18 protein-coding genes, 1 tRNA gene and 1 pseudogene are annotated in these 21,400 nt (G+C 60.0%); 15 read left to right on the top strand and 5 right to left on the bottom strand.

Annotated features, from left to right (window positions below):
* Nucleotides 1-67: 67 nt before the first annotated feature.
* A tRNA-Val gene (locus WBP50_RS00100) sits at nucleotides 68-141 on the bottom strand.
* A gap of 159 nt (nucleotides 142-300) precedes the next feature.
* Between WBP50_RS00100 and WBP50_RS00095 the strand changes: the two genes are divergently transcribed.
* The 10 genes from WBP50_RS00095 (at nucleotide 301) to WBP50_RS00050 (ending at nucleotide 10,780) form a co-directional block, all read left to right on the top strand.
* On the top strand, nucleotides 301-1,449 hold the full coding sequence (locus tag WBP50_RS00095; protein WP_423931024.1) for a 1-deoxy-D-xylulose-5-phosphate reductoisomerase: 1,149 nt from the start codon (nucleotides 301-303) through the stop codon (nucleotides 1,447-1,449).
* A 160-nt stretch (nucleotides 1,450-1,609) separates the two neighbouring features.
* Nucleotides 1,610-2,971 carry an RIP metalloprotease RseP gene (gene rseP / locus WBP50_RS00090; protein ID WP_423931023.1) on the top strand — a complete coding sequence of 454 codons (1,362 nt, stop codon included), beginning with the start codon at nucleotides 1,610-1,612 and terminating at the stop codon, nucleotides 2,969-2,971.
* A gap of 37 nt (nucleotides 2,972-3,008) precedes the next feature.
* Entirely contained in the window at nucleotides 3,009-4,082 is a 1,074-nt protein-coding gene (gene prfA / locus WBP50_RS00085; protein ID WP_423931022.1) for a peptide chain release factor 1, read from the top strand.
* A gap of 163 nt (nucleotides 4,083-4,245) precedes the next feature.
* Nucleotides 4,246-4,857: a DUF1997 domain-containing protein gene (locus WBP50_RS00080; RefSeq protein WP_423931021.1), complete on the top strand. Its 612-nt coding sequence runs from the start codon at nucleotides 4,246-4,248 to the stop codon at nucleotides 4,855-4,857.
* Nucleotides 4,841-5,386 carry a nitroreductase family protein gene (locus WBP50_RS00075; protein WP_423931020.1) on the top strand — a complete coding sequence of 182 codons (546 nt, stop codon included), beginning with the start codon at nucleotides 4,841-4,843 and terminating at the stop codon, nucleotides 5,384-5,386. Before WBP50_RS00080 ends, WBP50_RS00075 begins: the two co-directional genes overlap by 17 nt.
* A 190-nt stretch (nucleotides 5,387-5,576) precedes the next feature.
* Nucleotides 5,577-7,187, top strand: a complete 1,611-nt coding sequence (locus tag WBP50_RS00070) for a thiamine pyrophosphate-dependent enzyme (protein ID WP_423931019.1) — start codon at nucleotides 5,577-5,579, stop codon at nucleotides 7,185-7,187.
* Between the two features lie 6 nt (nucleotides 7,188-7,193).
* Entirely contained in the window at nucleotides 7,194-7,769 is a 576-nt protein-coding gene (locus tag WBP50_RS00065; protein WP_423931018.1) for an indolepyruvate oxidoreductase subunit beta, read from the top strand.
* An 11-nt stretch (nucleotides 7,770-7,780) separates the two neighbouring features.
* A complete protein-coding gene (locus WBP50_RS00060; protein ID WP_423931017.1) occupies nucleotides 7,781-9,082 on the top strand; it encodes a phenylacetate--CoA ligase family protein in 1,302 nt (433 codons plus the stop codon).
* 17 nt (nucleotides 9,083-9,099) lie between these two features.
* Nucleotides 9,100-9,528, top strand: coding sequence for an ACT domain-containing protein (locus WBP50_RS00055; RefSeq protein ID WP_423931016.1), 429 nt, complete (start codon nucleotides 9,100-9,102; stop codon nucleotides 9,526-9,528).
* Nucleotides 9,529-9,586: 58 nt separating this feature from the next.
* A complete protein-coding gene (locus WBP50_RS00050) occupies nucleotides 9,587-10,780 on the top strand; it encodes a PLP-dependent aminotransferase family protein (RefSeq protein ID WP_423931015.1) in 1,194 nt (397 codons plus the stop codon).
* 126 nt (nucleotides 10,781-10,906) lie between these two features.
* On the opposite strand, the gene WBP50_RS00045 is transcribed toward WBP50_RS00050, so the two are convergent.
* Entirely contained in the window at nucleotides 10,907-13,006 is a 2,100-nt protein-coding gene (locus WBP50_RS00045) for a sigma-54-dependent Fis family transcriptional regulator (RefSeq protein ID WP_423931014.1), read from the bottom strand.
* A gap of 254 nt (nucleotides 13,007-13,260) precedes the next feature.
* Between WBP50_RS00045 and WBP50_RS00040 the strand changes: the two genes are divergently transcribed.
* From WBP50_RS00040 to WBP50_RS00025, 4 genes are read left to right on the top strand one after another with little or no spacing between them, the layout of a single operon-like run.
* Entirely contained in the window at nucleotides 13,261-14,586 is a 1,326-nt protein-coding gene (locus tag WBP50_RS00040) for a TolC family protein (RefSeq protein WP_423931013.1), read from the top strand.
* A 1-nt stretch (nucleotide 14,587) separates the two neighbouring features.
* The gene (locus WBP50_RS00035) at nucleotides 14,588-15,061 is read left to right on the top strand and encodes a universal stress protein (RefSeq protein ID WP_423931012.1); all 474 of its coding nucleotides are present in this window, start codon (nucleotides 14,588-14,590) and stop codon (nucleotides 15,059-15,061) included.
* The gene (locus tag WBP50_RS00030) at nucleotides 15,061-16,056 is read left to right on the top strand and encodes an HlyD family secretion protein (RefSeq protein WP_423931011.1); all 996 of its coding nucleotides are present in this window, start codon (nucleotides 15,061-15,063) and stop codon (nucleotides 16,054-16,056) included. Before WBP50_RS00035 ends, WBP50_RS00030 begins: the two co-directional genes overlap by 1 nt.
* Complete coding sequence (locus WBP50_RS00025) at nucleotides 16,053-17,651, top strand: DHA2 family efflux MFS transporter permease subunit (RefSeq protein WP_423931010.1); 1,599 nt, start codon at nucleotides 16,053-16,055, stop codon at nucleotides 17,649-17,651. The genes WBP50_RS00030 and WBP50_RS00025 overlap by 4 nt, the downstream gene beginning before the upstream one ends.
* Nucleotides 17,652-17,660: 9 nt before the next feature.
* On the opposite strand, the gene msrB is transcribed toward WBP50_RS00025, so the two are convergent.
* The 3 genes from msrB to WBP50_RS00010 all read right to left on the bottom strand — a co-directional run bounded on the left by msrB (nucleotide 17,661) and on the right by WBP50_RS00010 (nucleotide 20,751).
* Complete coding sequence (gene msrB / locus WBP50_RS00020) at nucleotides 17,661-18,197, bottom strand: peptide-methionine (R)-S-oxide reductase MsrB (protein WP_423931009.1); 537 nt, start codon at nucleotides 18,195-18,197, stop codon at nucleotides 17,661-17,663.
* A 129-nt stretch (nucleotides 18,198-18,326) separates the two neighbouring features.
* Nucleotides 18,327-19,196: a hypothetical protein gene (locus WBP50_RS00015; protein ID WP_423931008.1), complete on the bottom strand. Its 870-nt coding sequence runs from the start codon at nucleotides 19,194-19,196 to the stop codon at nucleotides 18,327-18,329.
* 238 nt (nucleotides 19,197-19,434) lie between these two features.
* Nucleotides 19,435-20,751, bottom strand: a complete 1,317-nt coding sequence (locus WBP50_RS00010; protein WP_423931007.1) for an MFS transporter — start codon at nucleotides 20,749-20,751, stop codon at nucleotides 19,435-19,437.
* Nucleotides 20,752-20,936: 185 nt separating this feature from the next.
* Here WBP50_RS00010 and WBP50_RS00005 point away from each other — a divergent pair.
* Nucleotides 20,937-21,400 (top strand): annotated as a pseudogene (locus WBP50_RS00005) (hypothetical protein); the annotation flags it as partial.

The following is a 21,400-nucleotide window of genomic DNA, read 5'->3' as shown; positions in this document are numbered from 1 at the left end:
GGCGGAAACGGGGCGGCTGAACGCAAAAAGGCAGGTCTTGGCCTGCCTTTTCGATCCATGATTGGGGTGGGTCCCGAGGGATTCGAACCCCCGACCTACTGGGTGTAAACCAGTCGCTCTAACCAGCTGAGCTAGGAACCCGCTTGAGGGGCACTATTATACGATATTTTTCTTTCAATGCAAAAAGAAAACCCGGTCGGCAGGAAGGTGAAACCCGGCCCGATTTGTAAGCCTTTATGAAAAAGCATAAATTCAGGCCGGCATTGTAACCGAAAATCCGGAAACATCTTAAAAAAAACCATGAAATCATTATCCATCCTCGGAAGTACCGGCTCAATCGGACTCAGCACTATCGATGTTGTGAGGCAGCACCCCGACAAGTTCACGATTACCGGTCTTGCGGAAGGCCACGATGTCGGTCTTCTGGCCGAACAGATCAGTGAATTCAGGCCAGAGGTGGTTTCGGTACGGGATGAAGCGGCAGCAGCGAAACTTCGCGATCTCCTCGGGGACCACAAGCCGGAAATCTTTCACGGCATCGAAGGAGCAGCAACCGTTGCCGCCGCCGAAGGTTCGGATATGGTTGTTTCCGCTATTGTCGGCGCAGCCGGGCTGGTGCCGACCGTCAGCGCAATCAAGGCCGGCAAGCATATCGCCCTGGCCAACAAGGAAACCCTTGTCGTTGCCGGACAGCTTGTCTCCGATCTGGTAAAAAAGCACAACGTCCAGCTGCTTCCGGTCGACAGCGAGCACTCCGCGATCTTCCAGTCCCTTGCCGGTCACCGCACCGAGGATATCGAGCGCATCATCCTGACGGCTTCCGGCGGTCCGTTCCGCAAAACTCCTGCCGAAGAGCTGAAGCTTGCCGGCCCCGAACAGGCGCTCAAGCATCCGCAGTGGACGATGGGCGCAAAAATCACCATCGATTCGGCAACGCTCATGAACAAGGGTCTCGAGGTTATCGAGGCGCACTGGCTTTTCAACATGCCGGCAGAAAAGATCGGCGTGGTTGTGCATCCGCAGAGCATCATCCACTCGATGGTCGAGTATATCGACGGATGCGTGATCGCACAGATGGGCGTGCCGGACATGCGCGCGCCGATCGCCTATGCCCTGGCCTGGCCGGAACGCTGCGGAACAGGCATCGGCAGGCTCGACCTGGCAAAAATCGGCACCCTGACCTTCGAGGAACCAGACATGGAGCGGTTCCCCGCGCTGCGCCTGGCGTTCGACGCCCTCAAGGCGGGACGCACCTACCCGGCCGTGCTGAATGCCGCAAACGAAATCGCCGTTGCGGCGTTTCTCGATAAAAAAATCGGCTTTACCGCCATCGCCGAAACGGTCGACAAAACCATGCAGGCCCATGAAGCCTTCCTGCCGGTCGAACTCGACGAATACCTGCAGGCCGACCGCTGGGCCCGTGAAACCGCAAAAAAGATCATCGGTTAGAAACCCCGGACGATAACCGGTGAATCATGATTATGTTCCGGTGCCCCGCACAGACGGGGCGCCCCTTTTATTACAAAACGGCATCGCTGTACTATTGTCGCCTGAAGCAATCGTGCTCAGAAGCAGATACACAGAGATGCCCAGAAACGATTGATAGACTATGGACGTCCTGAACACCACATTTTTTTTCATTGTAGCCATATTCATTCTGGTCACCGTGCATGAACTGGGGCACTTTCTTACGGCGAAGCTTTTCGGCATGAGGGTCGATAAATTCTATATCGGTTTCGACTTCTTCAACCTCAGGCTCTGGAGAAAGAAAATCGGGGAAACGGAGTACGGCGTCGGGGTGTTCCCGCTCGGCGGCTACGTCAAGATCGCCGGAATGGTGGACGAGAGCCTCGATACCGCATACCAGGCGTCGGAACCCGAACCCTGGGAGTTCAGGGCGAAACCGGTCTGGCAGCGCCTGATCGTGCTTGCCGGCGGCGTATTCATGAACCTGGTGCTTGCCGCCGCAATCTTTATCGGCGTGACTCTCGTGCTCGGAGAATCGAGAACCACGGTCGACAACCCGGTCTATATCGAAAAGGGTTCCGTCTTCGCATCCATGGGCATGGAGACGGGCGACCGACTGGCGGCAGTCAACGGCAGAGCGGTCGAAAGCTGGGAGGAGGCGCTCGATCCCGCATCGTTCACCGCCCCGTCGCTGAGCTACACCGTGCTTCGCGACGGCAGACGCCTGACCATCTCCGCGCCGTCAAACATCCTTTCGAAGCTTAACGAGAACCAGGCGCTCGGCATTCGTCCGGTCATGCCTCCGGTTATCGACGACGTGCTTGCAAACGATCCGGCGGCAAAAGCCGGCATAAAGCCGGGAGCGCTCATCACAGCCATCGACGGCAAACCGGTTTCGGACTGGAGCGAGGTAGTTTCCATCATCTCCGCACATGCGGGAAAACCGCTCTCCATCACCTGGAAATACCTTGAACCGGTTCCCGGCAAAGCCACCGATCCGAAAGAGATTCTCGCTTCGGGCCGCAGCGTCGTAACCGAAGTCGTACCGACGCCGGCGGGAAAAATAGGCATCGCGCTCCGTCAGACCCTCGATACCGAACGCATAAGCCTGAACGTTTTCCAGTCGATCGCCAGCGGCACCATGCAGACCTGGAAAATGAGCGCCATGACCGTACAGGGATTCGCACGAATCTTCACCGGGCAGGAGGACTTCCGCAAATCGCTGGGAGGACCGGTGAAAATCGCAAAAATCGCCGGGCGCAGCGCCGAGCAGGGCCCGCTCAGCTTCCTCTACTTTCTGGCCGTGCTCTCCATATCGCTGGCAATCATCAACATCCTGCCCGTTCCGGCGCTCGACGGCGGCCAGTTCGTCATGAACGCCATCGAGGGAATCATCCGCCGCGAAATACCTTTCGAGGTGAAAATGCGCATTCAGCAGGTCGGCATGGCGCTGCTTCTGACGCTCTTCGGCTACATTCTCCTGAACGACATCATCAACCCCTGAACCGAAAACGCAAGAGAGGGCGGGAGAATAAACAACCATGTTTGACAAACTGCAGGCCATCAAGGAAAAGCATCTCGATCTCGAGCAGCAGCTGGCCGACCCGGCTGCCGCATCCGACCAGAACCGCTTCAGAAAGCTCAACAAGGAGTACAGCGACCTGCGCGAGATCGTTCACGCTTTCGACCGGTACAGCCTTGCCCGAAAGCAGCTCGAGGAGTCGCGTGAACTGCTCGCCAGTGAAAACGACCCCCAGATGCGGGATCTCGTCCAGGCGGAAATAGGCGACCTGCAGGAGCAGCTCCCCCTGCTCGAACAGCAGCTGAAGGTGCTCCTGCTTCCGAAAGACGAAGCCGATTCCCGAAACGTGATCATCGAAATCCGGGCCGGAACCGGAGGGGACGAAGCTGCGCTGTTTGCCGCGGATCTCCTTCGCATGTACCAGCGCTATGCCGAGCGGCAGGGCTGGAAATGCGTCGTACTCGACTATACCGAGAGCTCCGTGCCCGGCGGGTTCCGCGAGGTGACGCTCGAAGTCAGCGGCCATGACGTGTTCGCGACCATGAAATACGAAAGCGGCGTCCACCGGGTGCAGCGGGTTCCCGACACCGAAACCCAGGGTCGCATTCATACCTCGGCAGCCAGCGTGGCGGTTCTGCCCGAAGCCGAAGAGGTCGATGTGGAGATCCGCCGCGACGACCTGCGCTTCGACACCTACCGGAGCGGCGGCAAGGGGGGCCAGAACGTCAACAAGGTCGAGACCGCCGTCAGAATCACCCACCTGCCCACCGGCATTGTTGCCGCCTGCCAGGAGGAGCGTTCGCAGCTGCAGAACAAGGAGCGGGCCATGACCATGCTCCGCACGAAACTCTACGACATCCAGCTTGCCGAGCAGCAGCAGCAGCGCGCCGACCTGCGCCGGTCGATGGTAACCACCGGCGACAGGAGCGCAAAAATCAGAACCTACAACTATCCCCAGTCGCGGGTGACCGACCATCGGATCGGATTCACCAGCCATGCGCTGCCGCAGATCATGCAGGGGGAGATCGGCGACATCATCGAAGCCCTGAAGCTGCACGACCAGACCGCGCGCCTGCAGGCGGAAATGATCTGAGGAAACCGGCCGGGCGCACCTGAAATATGTTACCGGGATATATTATTGCGCTATTGTCGTTATATTTATAAATCAGGGAACCCCCTCCCTGCATGAATCAGCCAGAAACAACTACAGAGAGGAAAACGGCCGTCGAACGCGCCGCAGAGGGAGAGCACCGGTAATGGAAATGGAAGCCACAGGCAAAAGCAGAGGTGAATGGATTTTTCACGGGGAGTTCGACCGTACGGTCAGCTACCTCTCCGACCAGTCGAAGATTCTCGGCTTCAATCCCTTCTGCCACAAGGTCGAAAAGACCGCCGAAGAGAACATCTTCCGGTGGCATTTCAGGGTCACCGATCCCCAGAACAACCCTTTCGACGTGATCTTTTATGTCGAGCAGTCCGAAGAGCTGCTGGTGGAACTGCCCGAGCATCTCGAAGGAACCGGTCCCGACGAACTGACCGAGGAGATGATTCACCTCTACACGGTAGGCAAGAAAATCCGCTGGCACCACCATCCGCCCTCGCAGCCGGTCGACGACCCGAAAAACTACCTCTTCGAAGGCAAGGCCTTTGCCGACATGGATGTCCGCCCGATGGAGACGGACAAAACAAGGGTGCATTTCGACCTGAAAATCGATGTACGGTTCGTGCTCTATCCGGCATTCCGCATCATCCCCGAACAGATTATCCGCGCCATGACCAACGCCGGCATGTCGATGATCATGCAGACGGCGACCAACAGGATGTTTCACTGCATAGCAAAGGATTTCGGCCATGTCCATCACGCATGAAAACACCCGCCCGATGAGTTTTCACAGGCTGGCGGCGGAGCGGTGCAGCATCCGCAGCTTCGAGAAGCACCGGCCGCTTCCGGAAGATGTGATGAAGCGGATCCTCGATGCCGGAAGGCTCGCTCCCTCGGGAAAGAACCTGCAGCCATGGAGCTTCATCGTGGTCAGCTCCCCCGGAATGCTTGAAAAGATCTACCCCTGCTACCCGCGCGACTGGATACAAAGCGCGCCCCATCTGCTCATCGTGAAAGGCCGGCGCAGCGAAGCGTGGGTGCGCCGGAAGGACGGCTACAGCTCGCTGGAGACCGATCTGGCCATCGCCATGGACCACATGATCCTTGCCGCGGCATGGGAAGGGGTGGGCAGCTGCTGGATCGCCGCCTTCGACCGCGACATCCTCTACCAGGCACTCGGGCTTACGGACGACGAAGCGATTTTCGCCTTCACTCCCCTCGGCTATCCGGCCCCCGACGCCCGGCCGGTGCCGAAGACCCGGAAATCCCTCGAAGAGGTTGCGGTGTTCCTGTAAAAGAAAAGCGGCAACGCCATCGCACAGCAACAAATCCACGTCAGTGATCCGGCAACGCCCAGAGCGGGGTGGCGCTGCCGATATTCCCGCCCTGCCGGCAGGTAAAAACAGGTGCGGCGGATTTCGTATTTTTCCTGCACCACGGGATGAAAAATTTCACTTCTTGCATGAGAATCCGTAAGTTCGATGCATGAACCGTCAACTTTTACTGGGAGCCGAAGCTGCAGCGCTCGGCGCTCTCGACGCCGGAATATCGGGCGTCTATGCCTACCCCGGAACTCCTTCGACCGAAATAACCGAATACATCCGGAAAAGCCCTGAAGCCGCTCTGCGCGGCGTGCGCTCCTCCTGGTCGGCAAACGAAAAAACCGCCTTCGAAGCCGCGCTCGGCATGGCCTATGCCGGAAAGCGCACGCTCGTGGCCATGAAGCATGTCGGGCTCAACGTCGCCGCAGACGCCTTCATCAATTCCGCCATTACCGGGGTAAACGGGGGGCTGGTGCTCGCCGTCGCCGACGATCCGTCGATGCACTCGTCGCAGAACGAGCAGGACAGCCGCTTCTACGGCCGTTTCGCCATGGTGCCGGTCCTCGAACCCGCCTCGCAGCAGGAGCTGTACGACGCCGCGCGCTACGCCTTCGACCTTTCGGAATCGGTAAAGCTCCCGGTGATGCTGCGCCTGACCACCCGGCTGGCCCATTCACGCGCGGGAGTCGTCCGGGCCCCGCAGCACGCCGAGAATCCGCTGCATGCGCTCCTCGAGCCTGAACGCTATGTGCTGATGCCGCAGAATGCCCGAAAACAGTACAACCTGCTGCTCGGCAAACAGAAAAACCTCGAACGGCTTTCCGAAGAGTCCCCGCTGAACCGCATGGTTCCCGGAACGTTCCCGGTCGGCGTACTGGCCTTCGGCATCGCCTATAACTACGCCATGGAGGTGCGCGAAACGTTCGGCATCGACGTTCCGATCCTCAAAATCGGCCACTACCCGCCTCCCGGAAGGCAGATCGGGGAGCTGTTCGAAAGCTGCCGGAGCGTACTGGTGGCCGAGGAAGGTTATCCGGTCTACGAGGAACTGCTCAGGGGGTGGTTCAACGACCGGAACATCCGCGGACGCATGGACGGCACCCTGCCGCGCGCCGGCGAGCTCGATACCGGACTCATGGCCAGAGCCCTCGGCGTAACGCTGCCGGAACCGGCGCCGGTTCCGGCGATCGTGGCGAACCGTCCGCCTGAACTCTGCAGGGGATGCGGACACCGCGACCTCTTCGAAGCGCTGAACCGGGTCATGGAGAGCTTCGAAAACCGGCATGTCTTTTCAGACATCGGCTGCTACACGCTCGGAGCCCTGCCCCCCTTCAACGCCATCCACACCTGCGTCGATATGGGCGCGTCGATAACCATGGCCAAAGGCGCCGCTGACGGCGGCCTGCGCCCCGCAGTGTGCGTGATCGGCGACTCCACCTTTACCCACTCCGGCATGACCGGCCTGCTCGACGCCGTCAACGACCGCACGCCCGTTACGGTCATCATTGCCGATAACGACACCACGGCCATGACCGGCGGCCAGGACTCGGCGGCGACCGGCACGCGGCTTCACGCGATCTGCCTCGGGCTCGGCGTGGAGGAGGCGCATATCAGAACGATCATCCCGCTGAAGCCGCATCTCGGGGAGAACATCGCCGTCCTGAGCCAGGAGATCGCCTACGAAGGGGTATCGGTCGTGCTTGCCCGGCGGGAATGCATCGAGAGCGCCGCACGCAGAAAACGCAGCAAAAACCCGAAATCCGTCAATCCGTAAGCACCCATGCAGAACAACATCATTCTGGCCGGAGTAGGCGGGCAGGGCATTCTCAGCATCGCGGCGGTCATCGACCTTGCGGCACTGCATTGCGGCCTCCACATCCGCCAGGCCGAAGTGCACGGCATGAGCCAGCGGGGAGGCGCCGTTCAGTCGCACCTGCGGATTTCCGACCGCGAAATCCACGCCGATCTGATCACCGTCGGCCGCGCCGACCTGATCGTCTCCGTCGAACCGCTCGAGGCGCTGCGTTATCTCCCCTTTCTGGGACCCGGTGGCCGCACGGTCACGGCAATCGAGCCGTTCGTCAACATGCCCGACTATCCACCCATCGAAGCCGTCATCGCCGAACTGCGCCGGACCGCCGAACCCCTGCTGGTCGACGCCGCCGCCCTGGCCCGTGAAGCCGGCAGCCCGAGAACTTCGAACATGGTCATGCTGGGGGCTGCCGCTCCGTTCACCGCACTCGATCCGTCGCAGCTCGAAGCCGCCATCGAAAAGATCTTCGAGGCTAAAGGAGAGGATACGGTAGCCATGAACATCAGGGCTTTCCGCAAAGGACTTGCTTTATCTCAACCATAACCGACAGTCACATGATCTGGAACGAGCATCACGAATGCATGGAACGCGAAGAGCTCCGGAAACTTCAGGGCGAACGGATCAGAGCCATGGTCGAAAGGGTCTATTTCAACGTGCCCTTCTACCGCCGCAAACTGCAGGACATGGGCATCGAGCCCGGCGACATCCGCACGATCGACGACCTGCAGAAGCTGCCCTTCACCACCAAGCAGGACCTGCGCGACAACTACCCGTTCGGACTCTTCGCCGTACCGCAGCAGGAGATCGTGCGGCTGCACGCATCGAGTGGCACGACCGGAAAATCGACCGTCGTGGGCTACACCCATAACGACATCCTCATGTGGAGCGAAGTGGTTGCCCGCTCGCTTACCATGGCCGGAGTCTCCGGATCGGACATCATTCAGGTCGCCTACGGATACGGTCTCTTTACCGGCGGACTCGGGCTGCACTACGGCGCGGAAAAAATAGGAGCTTCGGTCATTCCCATCTCCGGCGGCAACACGAAAAAACAGCTGCAGCTCATGGAGGATTTCGGTTCGACGGCAATCGCCTGTACGCCCTCCTATGCAGCCTACCTCGGCGAAGCGCTCATCGAGGAGAAAATCGACCGGAAAAACATAAAACTCAAAGCCGGCATTTTCGGCGCCGAACCCTGGACCGAAGAGATGCGCGCCCAGATCGAACAGCTCCTCGGCCTGAAAGCCTACGATATCTACGGCCTCAGCGAGGTGATCGGACCCGGCGTATCGATGGAGTGCTCGTGCCAGAACGGCATGCACATTTTCGAAGACCATTTCATTCCGGAAATCATCAATCCCGAAACCGGCGAACTCCTTCCCTACGGGGAGCTCGGTGAACTGGTCTTTACTCCGGCAACGAAAGAGGCGATGCCGCTCCTCCGTTACCGCACGCGCGACCTGACCCGCCTGCACGCCGAACCGTGCCAGTGCGGCCGCACGCTGGTACGCATGGAAAAATGCGTGGGACGTTCGGACGACATGCTCATCATCCGGGGCGTCAACGTCTTCCCGTCGCAGATCGAGTCGGTTCTGCTTGAGATGAACGAAACCAAACCGCACTACCTTCTGGTGGTCGATCGCGAAAACAACCTCGACGTCCTTGAAATCCAGGTCGAGGTCGAAGAGCAGTTCTTTTCCGACGAGGTGAAGGAACTCGAGGAGCTGCGCCGGCGCATCCACGCCAATATCGCCAGTCTGCTGGGCCTCAGCGCTTCCATAAGGCTGGTCGAGCCCGGCACGATCGAGCGCAGCATGGGCAAGGCGCAGCGGGTTCTGGACAAACGCAAACTCACATAACCCTGAAGGAGGACGCCATGATCATCAAGCAGTTATCGGTCTTTCTCGAAAACCGGACAGGGCGGCTGACCGAACTGACCGGCATACTGGCCGAACACGACATCAACATATCGGCGTTCAGCATCGCCGATACCGCCGATTACGGCATCCTGCGCATGATCGTCGGAAAGCCCGAACAGGCCGCTGAAGTGTTGCGGAACCGCGGCTTCGCCGTCAAAATAACCGACGTGGTCGGCATGATCGTACCGCACCGGCCCGGAGGCCTGCACAAGGCGCTGCAGATCATTTCCGACAGCAACATAACCATCGACTACATGTACGCCTTCGCTTCCGGAGAGTGCAAGGCGACGGTGGTCATCAGGGCGGACTCCCTTGAAAACATCATCAGGGTTCTGCAGGAGCACGAAATGGAGCTGCTGCAGCAGGGCGACGTCTACCAGATATGAAAAAAAGGGCCTGAAGATCGCAGCGCGCCAAAGGAAAGGGAAAGCAAAAAAATCAGCAATGCCAGGATTCTCACAATCGGTTTCATCATTCCGCTCCTCTGAAATCAGGGAGCTGATGAGCCTGGCCTCGAAGCCGGGCATCATCTCGTTCGCCGGGGGCATGCCCGACAACAATCTCTTTCCCGTCGACGAGATCGAAGAGCTTTTCCGGAATCTCGACAGCCGGACCCGACAGACAGCCTTTCAGTACGGGCCTACGCCCGGCCTGCCCTCCCTGCTCGAGTCGCTGGGCGGTTTTCTCGAAAAGAAAGGGCTTCCGGTAAAGAAAAACCGCCTGATGATCACTACCGGATCACAGCAGGCCCTGAACCTCCTGGCCAACGTCTTCATCGATCCCGGCGACAGGGTGCTCGTCGAAAACCCCTGTTTCATCGGAGCGCTCTCCGCATTCCGCTCATGCCGGGCCGAACTCAAAGGCATCGCCGTGGACAGCGAGGGGATCGACGCCGGAGAGCTGCTGATGGAAACCGGAAAGAGCCCGAAAGCGAAGTTCCTCTACATCACGCCCTACTTCCACAACCCCGCAGGCATCCTCTACAGCGAATCCCGAAAACAGGAACTGATCGGGGTCCTCGAGGGAAAGGACATCCCGCTCATCGAGGATGACGCCTACGGCGACCTCTGTTTTCACGAGAAGGACCGCCCGCAGCTCAGGCCGCTGAAGGCTATCGACCCGGAGGGCATCGACATCTGCTATACCGGTTCGTTTTCGAAAATCCTCGGGCCGGGCCTGCGGCTCGGCTGGCTGCTCGCCCCGGAACCCATAGCCTCGAAATGCGAACTGCTCAAGCAGTCCGCCGACGCCTGTTCGCCCAGCTTCACGCAGGTGCTTGCCGACGCGTTCATCCGCTCGGGAAAAATTTACCCCTACATCGAAAAGGTCCGCCTCGAATACAAGACGAGGGCCGAAGCCATGAGCGCCGCCCTCCGGGAGCACCTTCCCGGTTATGTCCGCTGGAACGAACCCTCGGGAGGGTTCTACATCTGGCTGAACCTGCCCGAAAGCGCCGACGCGTCGGAAATCATGAAAAAAAGCATCGAGGGAGGCGCGGTATTCGTTGCGGGAAAAACCTTCGATCCCGACGGTATGAAAAACAACGCCCTGCGGCTTTCGTACTGCAACAACACCCCGGAAGAGATCGGGCGGGGCATTCCTGTCGTCGCGGATGCCATAAGAGCGGTCTGCGGATGAGCCGTGCGGCTCAGGGGAACGGGAGATAACGGACAGCGGCCCGTTTTTTCAGCACCGCCTTTCCGGGGTTACACCCCGGGCTGCAGGCCTGTCGCCCCTGCGAAGCTGCAGCCTTCCGACCGCCTGCTACCCGTACTTTTTCTTCAGCCCCAGCTTGTCGATGCGCGAGTAGAGGGTTTTCGGATGCATGCCGAGCCGTTCGGCCGCACCGCCCTCGCCGCTCACCCGGCCTCCGGAGCGCTGCAGTGCGTCGAGTATCAGCTCCCGCTCGAGCAGCACCATCTCCGACTCGAAATCGCGCATGCTCCTGACCGGTCCTACAGCTCCCGACGCCGCTGCGGCAGATTCCGGAGAGAGAATCGAGGAAAAATCGAGTGAAGGCCCTTCGGAGACGATCACCGCCTGCTCGACAATATGGGCGAGTTCCCGGATATTGCCTTTCCAGTCGCGGGCCTCGAGCCGCAGAAGATCGCTCTGGCGGAAGGGCAGCTGCGGACGGCCGAATTCGCGAGCGTAACGCGCAGCGAAGTGCGCGGCAAGCAGGGCGATATCTTCCCGGCGCTCCCGAAGGGAGGGAATGGCGAGCGGAAACACGTTGAGCCTGAAGTAGAGATCTTCGCGGAAGCGGCCCGCGGCGACCTCGCCTTCGAGATCGCGGTTCGTGGCGGCGATCACCCTGACGTCCACCGCGATGACCCGACTGCCGCCGATCCGCTCCAGCTCTCGCTCCTGCAGCACCCTGAGCAGCTTGGCCTGCAGTTCCAGCGGCAGCTCGCCGATCTCGTCGAGAAAAATCGTGCCTCCGGATGCGAGTTCGAACTTGCCGATCCTGCGCTCCGTCGCGCCGGTAAAACTCCCCTTCTCGTGCCCGAACAGCTCCGACTCGATCAATGCCGCAGGAAGCGCGGCGCAGTTCACCTTGACCATCATCCGGTCCCGTCGGGGAGAAAGATGGTGAATGGCACGGGCAAACAGCTCCTTTCCCGTACCGGTTTCACCCTGGATGAGAACGGTCGCATCGGTCGGGGCCACCTGGCTTACCCTGCGCAGTACCGCCGCAAGCGGAGCGCTCCGGCCGATAATCTCCTCGAAATCGTGCGCACCCGTGATCTCCTCGATCAGCAGCGTCCGCTCGCCCTCCAGGCGACGTCGCAGCTCGTCGATCTCCTCGTAGGCAAGGTAGTTCTGCAGCGCAAGCGAGAGCTGCGGCACGATCATGCCGATCGTCTGCAGATCGTGCTCGTCGAAAGCCCTCGATGTATTGGAAATGATCAGGCCCGCACGGCTTCCCGGAGACTCCCAGAGCCCGGCGCTGATGACCGAACAGACGCCGAGCCTGTCGCGCACGAGTGCGACAAGCCGGTACTGCCGGCAGAGCTGGTCGAAATCCTCTCCGGAATAACAGCCCGGTCTGGTGATGAGGGCAAAGCTCTCCCTGGCGATCTCCCTGAAATCCGATACGCCGAGATGATCGTAGGAGAGCATGGGCGAAAATCCTCCGTCGGGTTCCCGCATGAAATTATCGAACACCCGGTAATCGCCGTCGCTCTGCATGACCCGTATACCGAGAAAGGTGCAGGGAACCAGCCGGTCGATCTGCTCGCAGACGGCAAGCATCATCCGGCTGCGGTCCCTTATGGTGAGCAGCGCATTGTTCACGGCAAGCTGCATGGCCGTCTCGGCTTCGCGCTGCCGGAGCTCCTCATAGGCCAGGGCGTTGCTGACGGCCACGGCAATGGGCGATGAGAGGGTGGAAAGCAGCTCCTTTTCACCATCCGACCAGTTTTTCTCCTGCTTCGAAACGAAGTTCAGAAACCCGATCACCTTGCCGCCGGAACGAAGGGGCGAGAGCACCACCTGCCGCAGGCCGAGATCGTACAGCATACCCGGAACATGGAGATCAGCAGGATAGCGGTTGATCTCACCCTCTATGGAGATCACCGAGACGGCTGTATCGCCAAGGTGCGGCTCGATCCACGAACCCGCGACCGGCCGCTTTTTGCGCTGGACGGTATCGGGAAGCTCGAAACGCAGCATCTCGAAAAACACATTGATATGTCGCCGGTCGCGGTCGAAGGTGATAATGACGGCCGAATCGAATTCGAAAACGAGGCGAAGCTTGTCGGTCACCGTACGGAACAGCTCCTGCGGGTCGCGGATCGAACCTACGGCATCGCTGATATACTGCATCAGCGAACTGGCTTCGTGCATGGACTCAATCGGCATCGGTATCCTGGTTTCGATCTGGCTATTCCTGAAAATCAGGAACACAAAATACAGAATATTCTGAATTTTTCAGAAAACAAACAAACGGGCAAGGTAAAGGGTTCCTCCGGAAGGCCCCGCCAGCATTGCTCCTGAAGGTTTTCAACCCTTCGCACGATTTCCGGCACATGAATTGCCTGTAAAAAACTCAGGGCAGTATCCGGCCTCGGCCGGCAATGCGCGACTGCGCAACCATTTTGAAAACAAAAGCACCGATGAAGAAGAAGCTGATTCGATATACCGGCATGGCCGCGGCGGCACTGATGATCGCCCTTCCGTTCCGGCTCGAAGCCGCCGGGGAGAGTGCCGCCCGGCCGCTCACGCTTGAAGAAACCATACGGCTGGCCAGGGAGCACAACCCGTCGCTGAAAGCCGCAGCAGAGGAGGTCAATGCCGCGGATGCCCGCATCCGGCAGCAGCAGAGCGCTTATTATCCGCAGATAACGGCCAGCGCCGGTTACCGCTATATCGACCCGGTATCCGAAATGGGCTTCGGCGGGGGAGAGCCGATACAGTTCATGCCGAACGACAACTACGAGGCGAAAATCACCGCAAAGGCGACCCTGCTGGATTTCGGCAAGAGGGGTAACGAGGTCGATATCGCCCGGGCAGGGAAAAACGCCGCGAGCCATACGCTCGATATCGCCCGGCGCGACATCTCCTACCAGACGGTGGAGATCTTCTACGGCATTCTTTTCCTTCGCGAAAGCATACGCGTCGAGGAGAAGGAGATAACCGCCCTGAGAAAAGCATTCGACTATACCTCGAAACGCTACCAGGCCGGCACGGCAACCCGCTTCGACGTGCTTTCGACCGACGTGCGCATCCAGGCGGCGCGCTCGAAGAAGCTCGGTCTGGAACATCAGCTGCGCCGCCATGAGCTGACCCTGCGCCGCCTGACCGGACTTGCAGTCAACACGCCTCTCGACCTCAAAGGAAACTTCTCGGTACTTCCTGCGCGACCGGACGAGGCTGCGCTTGTTGAAAATGCAATACAGCGCCGGCCCGAACTGAAGCTTGCCGGCGAATACGAACAGTCGGCCCGGCTCCGCCGCTCGCTGGCCATGAAGGAGGGCCTGCCGGTGGTCAGCGCAAGCGCTTCATGGGGAGTAACGAACGGCTACCAGCCTGATATCGACGAAATCCGCGAAAACGTGGCGGCGGGAGTCCAGGTCGAGCTGCCGATCTTTACCGGGTTCCGCACATCGGCACAGCGCCAGGAGGCGGCAGCCCTGCTGCGCGCGGCGGCAGAACGAAGGATCGACACCGAAGAGCAGGTCAGAACCGACGTACAGGAAACCGTGCACGCCCTGGAAACCGCACGGGAGAACATTCTGACGACCGAATCGCAGGTGCAGCAGGCAAAACTGGCCGCCGAACATGCGCGTGCACGCTATGAAAACGGCATGGCGACAACCCTCGACCTTCTCGATACCGAAGCATCGCTTGCCCAGGCGGAACTTGCCCGGCTGCAGGCGGCATATGACTACGTGCTGAACAACTACACCCTTAAACGGGCAACAGGGGAGGTATTCTGGTAACATGCAGAAGAAACTGAAACAGATCATCTGCGCGGTTGATTTTTCGCCGCACTCCGACGATGTGGTGGCCTATGCCGCCGAGCTGCAGCAGTGCGGAGCGGAACTCACCCTGCTGCACGTCGAGCCCGCCGAAAACGACTCGGAGGGCCTGCTGGAAAAACAGCTGCACGCCTTCTCGCACTACAGCGACATCCTTGCCCGGCGCGGCAGCCGGGCGCTGTTCAGCGTGCAGCATGGCGATCCCGCGGCGGAGATCCTCGCCTATGCCAAAGAGCAAAAGGCGGACCTGCTCCTGCTGGGCTCTCACGGAAGCATGGCCTTTACCCGACTGCTCATGGGCAGCACGGCCGAAACCGTGATGCGCAGATCCGCATGCCCGGTCGTCGTCTACAAATCGCCCGAAACGGGAAACACCGCAAGAGAGCGCGAGGATAGCGCACAGCTTCTTTCGAACAACACGAAACAATCAGCCTGATGACAGAACAGGAAAAAAACACCGGAGCAGCCGAAAAGACAGGAAAAGAGGGTATTAAAGCATCCAACCCGCTGCGTCTGGTCATCATGGCCGTCGCCGTTCTCGGGGCGCTCATCTGGGGCGGAAGCAAAATCTGGCACTCTTTCCTCTACGTCGAAACCGACAATGCCCAGATCGAAGGGGATATCTACCCGGTCATTTCGCGCATACCCGGCAGGGTGGACAAGGTTCTCACTACCGACAACCAGAAGGTGGCCAAAGGGGACACGCTGGTGCTGCTCGACCCGGTTGACTACGAGGTCCGGCGCGATATGGCCTCGGCTGCCCTCGAAAATGCCCGTGCTTCCGTTGCTGCCGCCGGCGAAGCCGCACTTGCCGCCGCAGCGACCGGTCAGAAACTCGGCGCCGACCTCCGGCGAAGCGAAAACCTGCGCAGGCAGGACGTTATCTCGCCTTCGGAGTTCGATGCCGTAAAAGCCGGAGCACTCTCCTCCTCGGCGCAGCATGCTGCTGCCGAAAGTCAGCGCAAAGCCGCGGCGGCGCAGCTGAAAATGCGCGAGGCCGAACTGCGCAATGCCGAACTGCAGCTCTCCTACACCGCCATTACCGCGCCTGCAGACGGGCACGTATCGAAGAAAAACGTTCAGCCCGGCCAGTATGTCGCGCCCGGCCAGCAGCTGATCGCCCTGGTTGGCAGCCGCAAGCTCTGGGTTGTAGCGAACTTCAAGGAGACGCAGCTCGAAAATCTCAGACCCGGCCAGAAGGTATCCATCAGGGTAGACGCATACCCCGAAAAAGAGTTCGAGGGCGAGGTGGAATCGATCTCATCCGGAACCGGAGCGCGATTCGCCCTGCTGCCGCCCGACAACGCGAGCGGCAACTTCGTCAAGGTCGCCCAGCGCGTGCCGGTCAGGATACTCTTTACCGGCAAACCCGATAACGAACGCAAACTCGCGGCAGGGATGAACGTTGTCGTGGAGGTCCGGGTAAAATGAGCGGTCAGGGAGCGGCAACTGCGCTGCAGCCAGCGCTGCACACCTACGAAACCGGTGCGCGGCGCATCATCATCACCCTCACGGTGATCGTTTCGGCCATGCTCGAGCTGATCGACACCACCATCGTGAACGTGGCCATCACGCAGATCAGCGGGAACCTCGGCGCCAGCATCGAAGACGTTGCCTGGGTGGTAACGAGCTACGCCATCGCCAACGTCATCGTCATTCCGCTCTCGGGCTTTCTCGGCAACCTGCTCGGCCGCCGCAACTACTATATCGGCTCGATTCTGCTCTTTACGGCGGCATCGCTGCTCTGCGGCGTGGCTACCGATATCTGGACGCTGGTCTTTTTCCGCTTTCTGCAGGGCATCGGCGGCGGAGCGCTGCTCCCCACATCCCAGGCCATTCTGTACGAAACCTATCCTCCCGAAGACCGCGGCAAGGCAACCGGCATCTTTTCCATGGGGCTCGTTCTCGGCCCGACCATCGGCCCGCTGCTCGGAGGCTACCTTGTAGACTCTTTCAGCTGGGAGTGGTGCTTTTTCGTGAACATTCCGGTCGGCCTGCTCGCCGCCTGGTCGGCATTCTCCTTCATCAGGGAACCGAAAACCAAGCAGAAGGTCACCAGTATCGACTGGACCGGCATCGGTCTTCTGGCTCTCGGCATCGGGTCGCTGCAGTTCATCCTCGAGCGGGGAGAATCGAAAGACTGGTTCGAAACGCCCTACATCACCTGGTTCACCATCATCGCCACGGTCTCGCTGCTGCTTTTCGTCTGGTGGGAGCTGCGGGTCGAGGAACCCGCCGTCGATCTCCGCGTGCTCGCCCGGAGCCACAACCTGGCGATTGCCGCCGTGCTGACCTTCGTCGTCGGCTACGGGCTGTACGGCTCGCTCTTCGTCTTTCCGGTGTTCGTGCAGCACCTGCTCGGCTTCACGGCCCTGCTCACCGGACTGGTGCTTTTTCCGAGCGCCATGGTAACCGGCATCATCGCCCTGCCGCTCGGCATCGCCCTGCAGCGTGGCGCCTCGGCCAAAATCCTCATGACGGTCGGCATGGCCGCCTTCACCCTTTTCTGCTGGGAACTCGGCCAGCAGACCATGCAGTCGGGAGCCGCGAACTTTTTCTGGATACTGCTGGTGCGCGGCGTAGCCCTCGGTTTCATCTTCATTCCCGTCACCATGCTCGCCGTCGCAGGCCTGCACGGCAAGGATATCGGCCAGGCCACCGGCCTGAACAACATGGTGCGCCAGCTCGGAGGATCCTTCGGGATCGCGCTCACCAATACCTACGTGGCCAAACGCGTGGCCGCCCACAGGATTGAACTGCTCGGACACCTCTCGCCTTACGATCCCGCCGCCGTCGAGCGGCTCAACGGCTTACAGCAGGCGGCGCAGTCGCGCATGCTCTCGCCGGTCGAAGCCGAACAGGCGGCTCTGCGATCGCTCGAAGGCACCCTGACGGCACAGAGTTACCATCTCGCCTATATGGACGCATTCATGCTGATCGCCCTGCTGTTCGCGCTCTCGATGCCGCTGCTGCTGTTCATCAAGCTGAAAAAAGGGGAGAAAGCCGACCTCTCACAGGCGCACTGAAATCCGGCCTCACTCCTCCGGCTCGAAATCCAGCACGATCGAATTCATGCAGAACCGCCTGCCGGTGGGTGGCGGGCCGTCATCGAAAACATGGCCGAGATGCGAACCGCACCGGCCGCACAGCACTTCGCTGCGCTCCATGCCGTAAGCCCTGTCGGTACGATACTCCACGCTTCCGGAGCGCACCGTCTCGAAAAAGCTCGGCCATCCGCATGAACTGGCGAACTTGGCGTCGGAGCGGAACAGCGCATTGCCGCACACGGCGCAGAAGTAGGTGCCGCGACCTTCGTAATCCCAGTATCTGCCGGTAAAGGCGCGTTCGGTACCCGCACGGCGGGCCACCTCGTACACATCCGGAGGAAGCACCTTTTTCCAGACGGAATCGGGCAGATCGAGTTTTGCGGTATCGGTGCGGGAATAGTAGGGATTCGAAGAAGCCGGCTTCTGCATGGCAGGTGATCGGTTGGGCTTTCCGGAAGGTCCGGCGCAGGAAACCGGTATGGCGGCCAGAATCAGTATGGCTGTAACGAGCAGATGCTTCACCACCGGAGAGCTGTTGTGTTATGGTCTGTCTGTATGCAACTGGTAACGCGGGGGAGAGGGGAAGGGTTCCTGTAAAATAACCGGCGCTGCAGGCAGGCCCGAACCGGCGCCTGCCTGCAGACCGGAAAGCTGTTAACTCCCCTGGTTGTAATCAGGCCGCCGCGAAACTGCATGATACGCGGCACAAAGACCTGCAAGCGAGATAAACAGCATGGCATCCGATACCTCCAGCACTGCTGCCGCAATAGCCAGCAGAGGGAAAACAAGGCTCAGCGATACCAAAACCCGATGACTTGTCCCGGAAAATCCGGGGTAACCGTCCGTCATGAAGGGGCTGTGCCCGTTCATGACCCGGCCCAGCGCGACCGACACAAGATTGACGAGCGGCAGGGCGAGCGCCGTGAGCGCCACTGCCGGAGAAACCGCCCCGCCCGTTGCCTGAGGCATGGAAAGGGCTACAACGGCAAGCAGGAACCCGGCGATGTCGGCAAGCGGCCTGAATCCTGAATGCCCGGAGCGCGAGCGGCCGGTCAGCAGAAAAAGTCCGACCGCGCCTGCGGAGGCAACGGAGAGCGCCAGAAGCAGAACCGTCGAGTTGAGCCAGGAGAGGATACCAAATGCGCCAAGGGCGGCAAGGGAAGCCGCTCCGGCAAGAGCGTACTGGCTGTCGATTTTTCTGACGGCGTTCATGATGGCAAGAGAGAGCAGCATGGTAGCCGGGACGGCAAGCGCTCCGGTTGCGAGTTCGCCGATCCCCGGAAGGGTCCCGAGCGAAGTCAGCTTCATCTCCGGGAAAATGGCCATTGCTGCGGCGGTTGCGCCGAGCTGCAGCGCTATGCGAGCCCTGAAGCTGTTTTCGGAACGGTCAGAAGGGTTCCGGCCCTGTTCCCGATTCGTTGCGGCACACTGCCTGTCGCCGTCTGCCCAGTCGGCTTCCAGCCGTCGGACCTCGCTTGCGCTGAGGACCATCCCGGGAGATAAAACCATTTTGAGCGCTGACATGATGAGTTTGTTTTCAATTGTTTAATATTTACCCATCATTAAGCAATTGTCATGCCAAACCGGAAGATTACCAGCTAACTCATCTCATGAAATGAGGTTAATGAACATGTTCGATGCGGAAGAAAAGCGGAAAAATGAGACAGGACGCACGATAGCGTCCGAAGTTCGACCTGCAGCTGTTGCAGAATGAGGCACCTTGCCCCTGCCCGACGGTCGTGCCGGTCCCGGGCCCGGGGTTTCACGCACCAGCGGCCCGGTAATCATTCCATGCAGACTGGATATCCTTCCGGTAGCTGAACAGGAAAAGGGTTGCAAGCAGCACGACGACGCTGCCGATCCTTATGGCCAGCGCCGTACCGAAATGCTCGGAGAGGAACCCGACCTGCAGGTTGCCCAGCGGCATGAACCCCATCAGCACCATCAGGTAGATGCTCATCACCCTGCCCCGGTAGCGGTCTTCGACGAGGCGCTGCACCGTGGCGGTCATGGTGGCGAAAGCCGAAAGCATGCCGATGCCGGCGATGAAGAGAAAGCCCATCGCAATGCGCTCGTCCGTGGCAAAGGTGAAGGCTCCGAGCGCGATGGAAAAGGTGAGAATGCCTCCGATCACCATCATGGAGCTCCGGATCTTTCCTGACGACATCGAAACCAGCACGGTGCCGGAAAGCGAGCCTAACCCGAACGCGGAAAAAAGGTATCCCATACCGTCGGAACCCATGCCGAAGGTCTGCTTGGCTACCACCGGCAGCATCGACATGAACGACCATCCGAATATCGAAACCACGGAGACGAACAGCACGATGGTGCGAATGACAGGATGCTCCCAGGTATAGACAATCCCCTCGCGGATGGACTGCAGCGGCGGCTGATGCGCCTCGGGCTTCGTGAGGGGAGGGGCTGTCCGGATGGCGAGCAGGGCTGCGATGACGGCAAGATAGCTCAGGCCGTTGACCATGAACGCACCGCCCGTGCCGATCCAGGCAATCATGAGGCCGGCTATGGCCGGGCCGATCACCCGAGATGCGTTGAAGATTGCCGCATTGAGCGCAACGGCCGAGTGCAGTTCGCTGCGCTCGACCATTTCGCTCAGAAACGCCTGTATCGCCGGAGTGGCCACCGCGGCGACGCAGCCGAGCAGAAACGCCATAACCATGATGACGGCAAGCGTCACCGTTCCGGACAGGGTGACGGCGCCGAGCACGAGCGCCAGCATCATCGAAGCCGACTGGGTCCAGAGCAGAATGGTTTTCCGGTTGTACCGGTCGACGATAACACCGCCGAACAGCGAAAGAAACAGGGTCGGCAGCGACGAGGCTGCGGCGGTAACGCCCACCCAGAAAGCCGAACCGGTCATTTCAAGCACCAGCCACCCCTGAGCCACCATCTGCAGCCAGGTGCCGATCATCGAAACGATCTGCCCGATAAAATAGAGCCGGAAATTCCGGCTCCGGAATGCGGGAAAAGCAGAAAGAACCTTCTCTTTCATGCCTGGGGGAACAGGCTCCGGGGCGGGGTTGCCGTCGTCGGAAGCAGAGTCTTCAGCGGGTACGTTCATTGGTTATCGCGGTCATACGTGTCGAAACGGTTGCAGAAAGGAAAGTAGGAAAAGAAACGGGATTAATTGCGACAGAACCTGCGTATCGCGCACGCCAAAATGCAAACTTTGTTTTTAAGAGGAAGAATACCTAACTTTTACCTGTTGTTCCACAATTCCCCTTTCACCCCCTAACAAAAACAGGAATGAAAAAGATCATCGCCATCCCGGCTGCGCTCATACTCACGCTTCTGCTGCTGCAGTCGCTGAGTTTCGCGGCCATCAGCCAGTTTACCGGCACGTGGAAAAATGCCGACCCTAACACTGCGGGCATCACCAGACTGGCCATCTCCGGCAGCGGCAACGCGCTGACAATGCATGCATGGGGCAAATGCCACCCGCAGGATTGCGACTGGGGCGAAGTCAGCGCCAACCCTTACGCTCCCGGCGTTTCCTCAAACATCGAGCAGAACGCCCAGGCCGTTTCGGCAATCTTCAGCACCGGCTTCAGCCAGACGATGGTCATCGTCAGGCCGCTCAGCAGAAGCACCCTTCGCGTCGAAACCTACACCAGGTTCACCGACGGCAGCGGACGCTCGAACTACAGCTCCTCCTACACCTTCAACCGGCAGCTCGTCGTTGGACCCATAGGCCCCATCGGGCCGATTGG

Origin of the sequence: Chlorobium sp. (assembly GCF_049593655.1) — a bacterium.
Taxonomy (GTDB): Bacteria; Bacteroidota; Chlorobiia; order Chlorobiales; family Chlorobiaceae; genus Chlorobium.
Note: the sequence above shows the minus strand (reverse complement) of the source record. Positions and strands in the feature narration are given on the sequence as shown.

What these genes read in the sequence shown, in the direction of transcription:
- WBP50_RS00095 (WP_423931024.1), top strand. Translation starts at nt 301, where the DNA reads ATGAAATCATTATCCATCCTCGGAAGTACCGGCTCAATCGGACTCAGC.
- rseP (WP_423931023.1), top strand. Translation starts at nt 1,610, where the DNA reads ATGGACGTCCTGAACACCACATTTTTTTTCATTGTAGCCATATTCATT.
- prfA (WP_423931022.1), top strand. Translation starts at nt 3,009, where the DNA reads ATGTTTGACAAACTGCAGGCCATCAAGGAAAAGCATCTCGATCTCGAG.
- WBP50_RS00080 (WP_423931021.1), top strand. Translation starts at nt 4,246, where the DNA reads ATGGAAATGGAAGCCACAGGCAAAAGCAGAGGTGAATGGATTTTTCAC.
- WBP50_RS00075 (WP_423931020.1), top strand. Translation starts at nt 4,841, where the DNA reads ATGTCCATCACGCATGAAAACACCCGCCCGATGAGTTTTCACAGGCTG.
- WBP50_RS00070 (WP_423931019.1), top strand. Translation starts at nt 5,577, where the DNA reads ATGAACCGTCAACTTTTACTGGGAGCCGAAGCTGCAGCGCTCGGCGCT.
- WBP50_RS00065 (WP_423931018.1), top strand. Translation starts at nt 7,194, where the DNA reads ATGCAGAACAACATCATTCTGGCCGGAGTAGGCGGGCAGGGCATTCTC.
- WBP50_RS00060 (WP_423931017.1), top strand. Translation starts at nt 7,781, where the DNA reads ATGATCTGGAACGAGCATCACGAATGCATGGAACGCGAAGAGCTCCGG.
- WBP50_RS00055 (WP_423931016.1), top strand. Translation starts at nt 9,100, where the DNA reads ATGATCATCAAGCAGTTATCGGTCTTTCTCGAAAACCGGACAGGGCGG.
- WBP50_RS00050 (WP_423931015.1), top strand. Translation starts at nt 9,587, where the DNA reads ATGCCAGGATTCTCACAATCGGTTTCATCATTCCGCTCCTCTGAAATC.
- WBP50_RS00045 (WP_423931014.1), bottom strand. Translation starts at nt 13,006, where the DNA reads ATGCCGATTGAGTCCATGCACGAAGCCAGTTCGCTGATGCAGTATATC.
- WBP50_RS00040 (WP_423931013.1), top strand. Translation starts at nt 13,261, where the DNA reads ATGAAGAAGAAGCTGATTCGATATACCGGCATGGCCGCGGCGGCACTG.
- WBP50_RS00035 (WP_423931012.1), top strand. Translation starts at nt 14,588, where the DNA reads ATGCAGAAGAAACTGAAACAGATCATCTGCGCGGTTGATTTTTCGCCG.
- WBP50_RS00030 (WP_423931011.1), top strand. Translation starts at nt 15,061, where the DNA reads ATGACAGAACAGGAAAAAAACACCGGAGCAGCCGAAAAGACAGGAAAA.
- WBP50_RS00025 (WP_423931010.1), top strand. Translation starts at nt 16,053, where the DNA reads ATGAGCGGTCAGGGAGCGGCAACTGCGCTGCAGCCAGCGCTGCACACC.
- WBP50_RS00015 (WP_423931008.1), bottom strand. Translation starts at nt 19,196, where the DNA reads ATGTCAGCGCTCAAAATGGTTTTATCTCCCGGGATGGTCCTCAGCGCA.
- WBP50_RS00010 (WP_423931007.1), bottom strand. Translation starts at nt 20,751, where the DNA reads ATGAACGTACCCGCTGAAGACTCTGCTTCCGACGACGGCAACCCCGCC.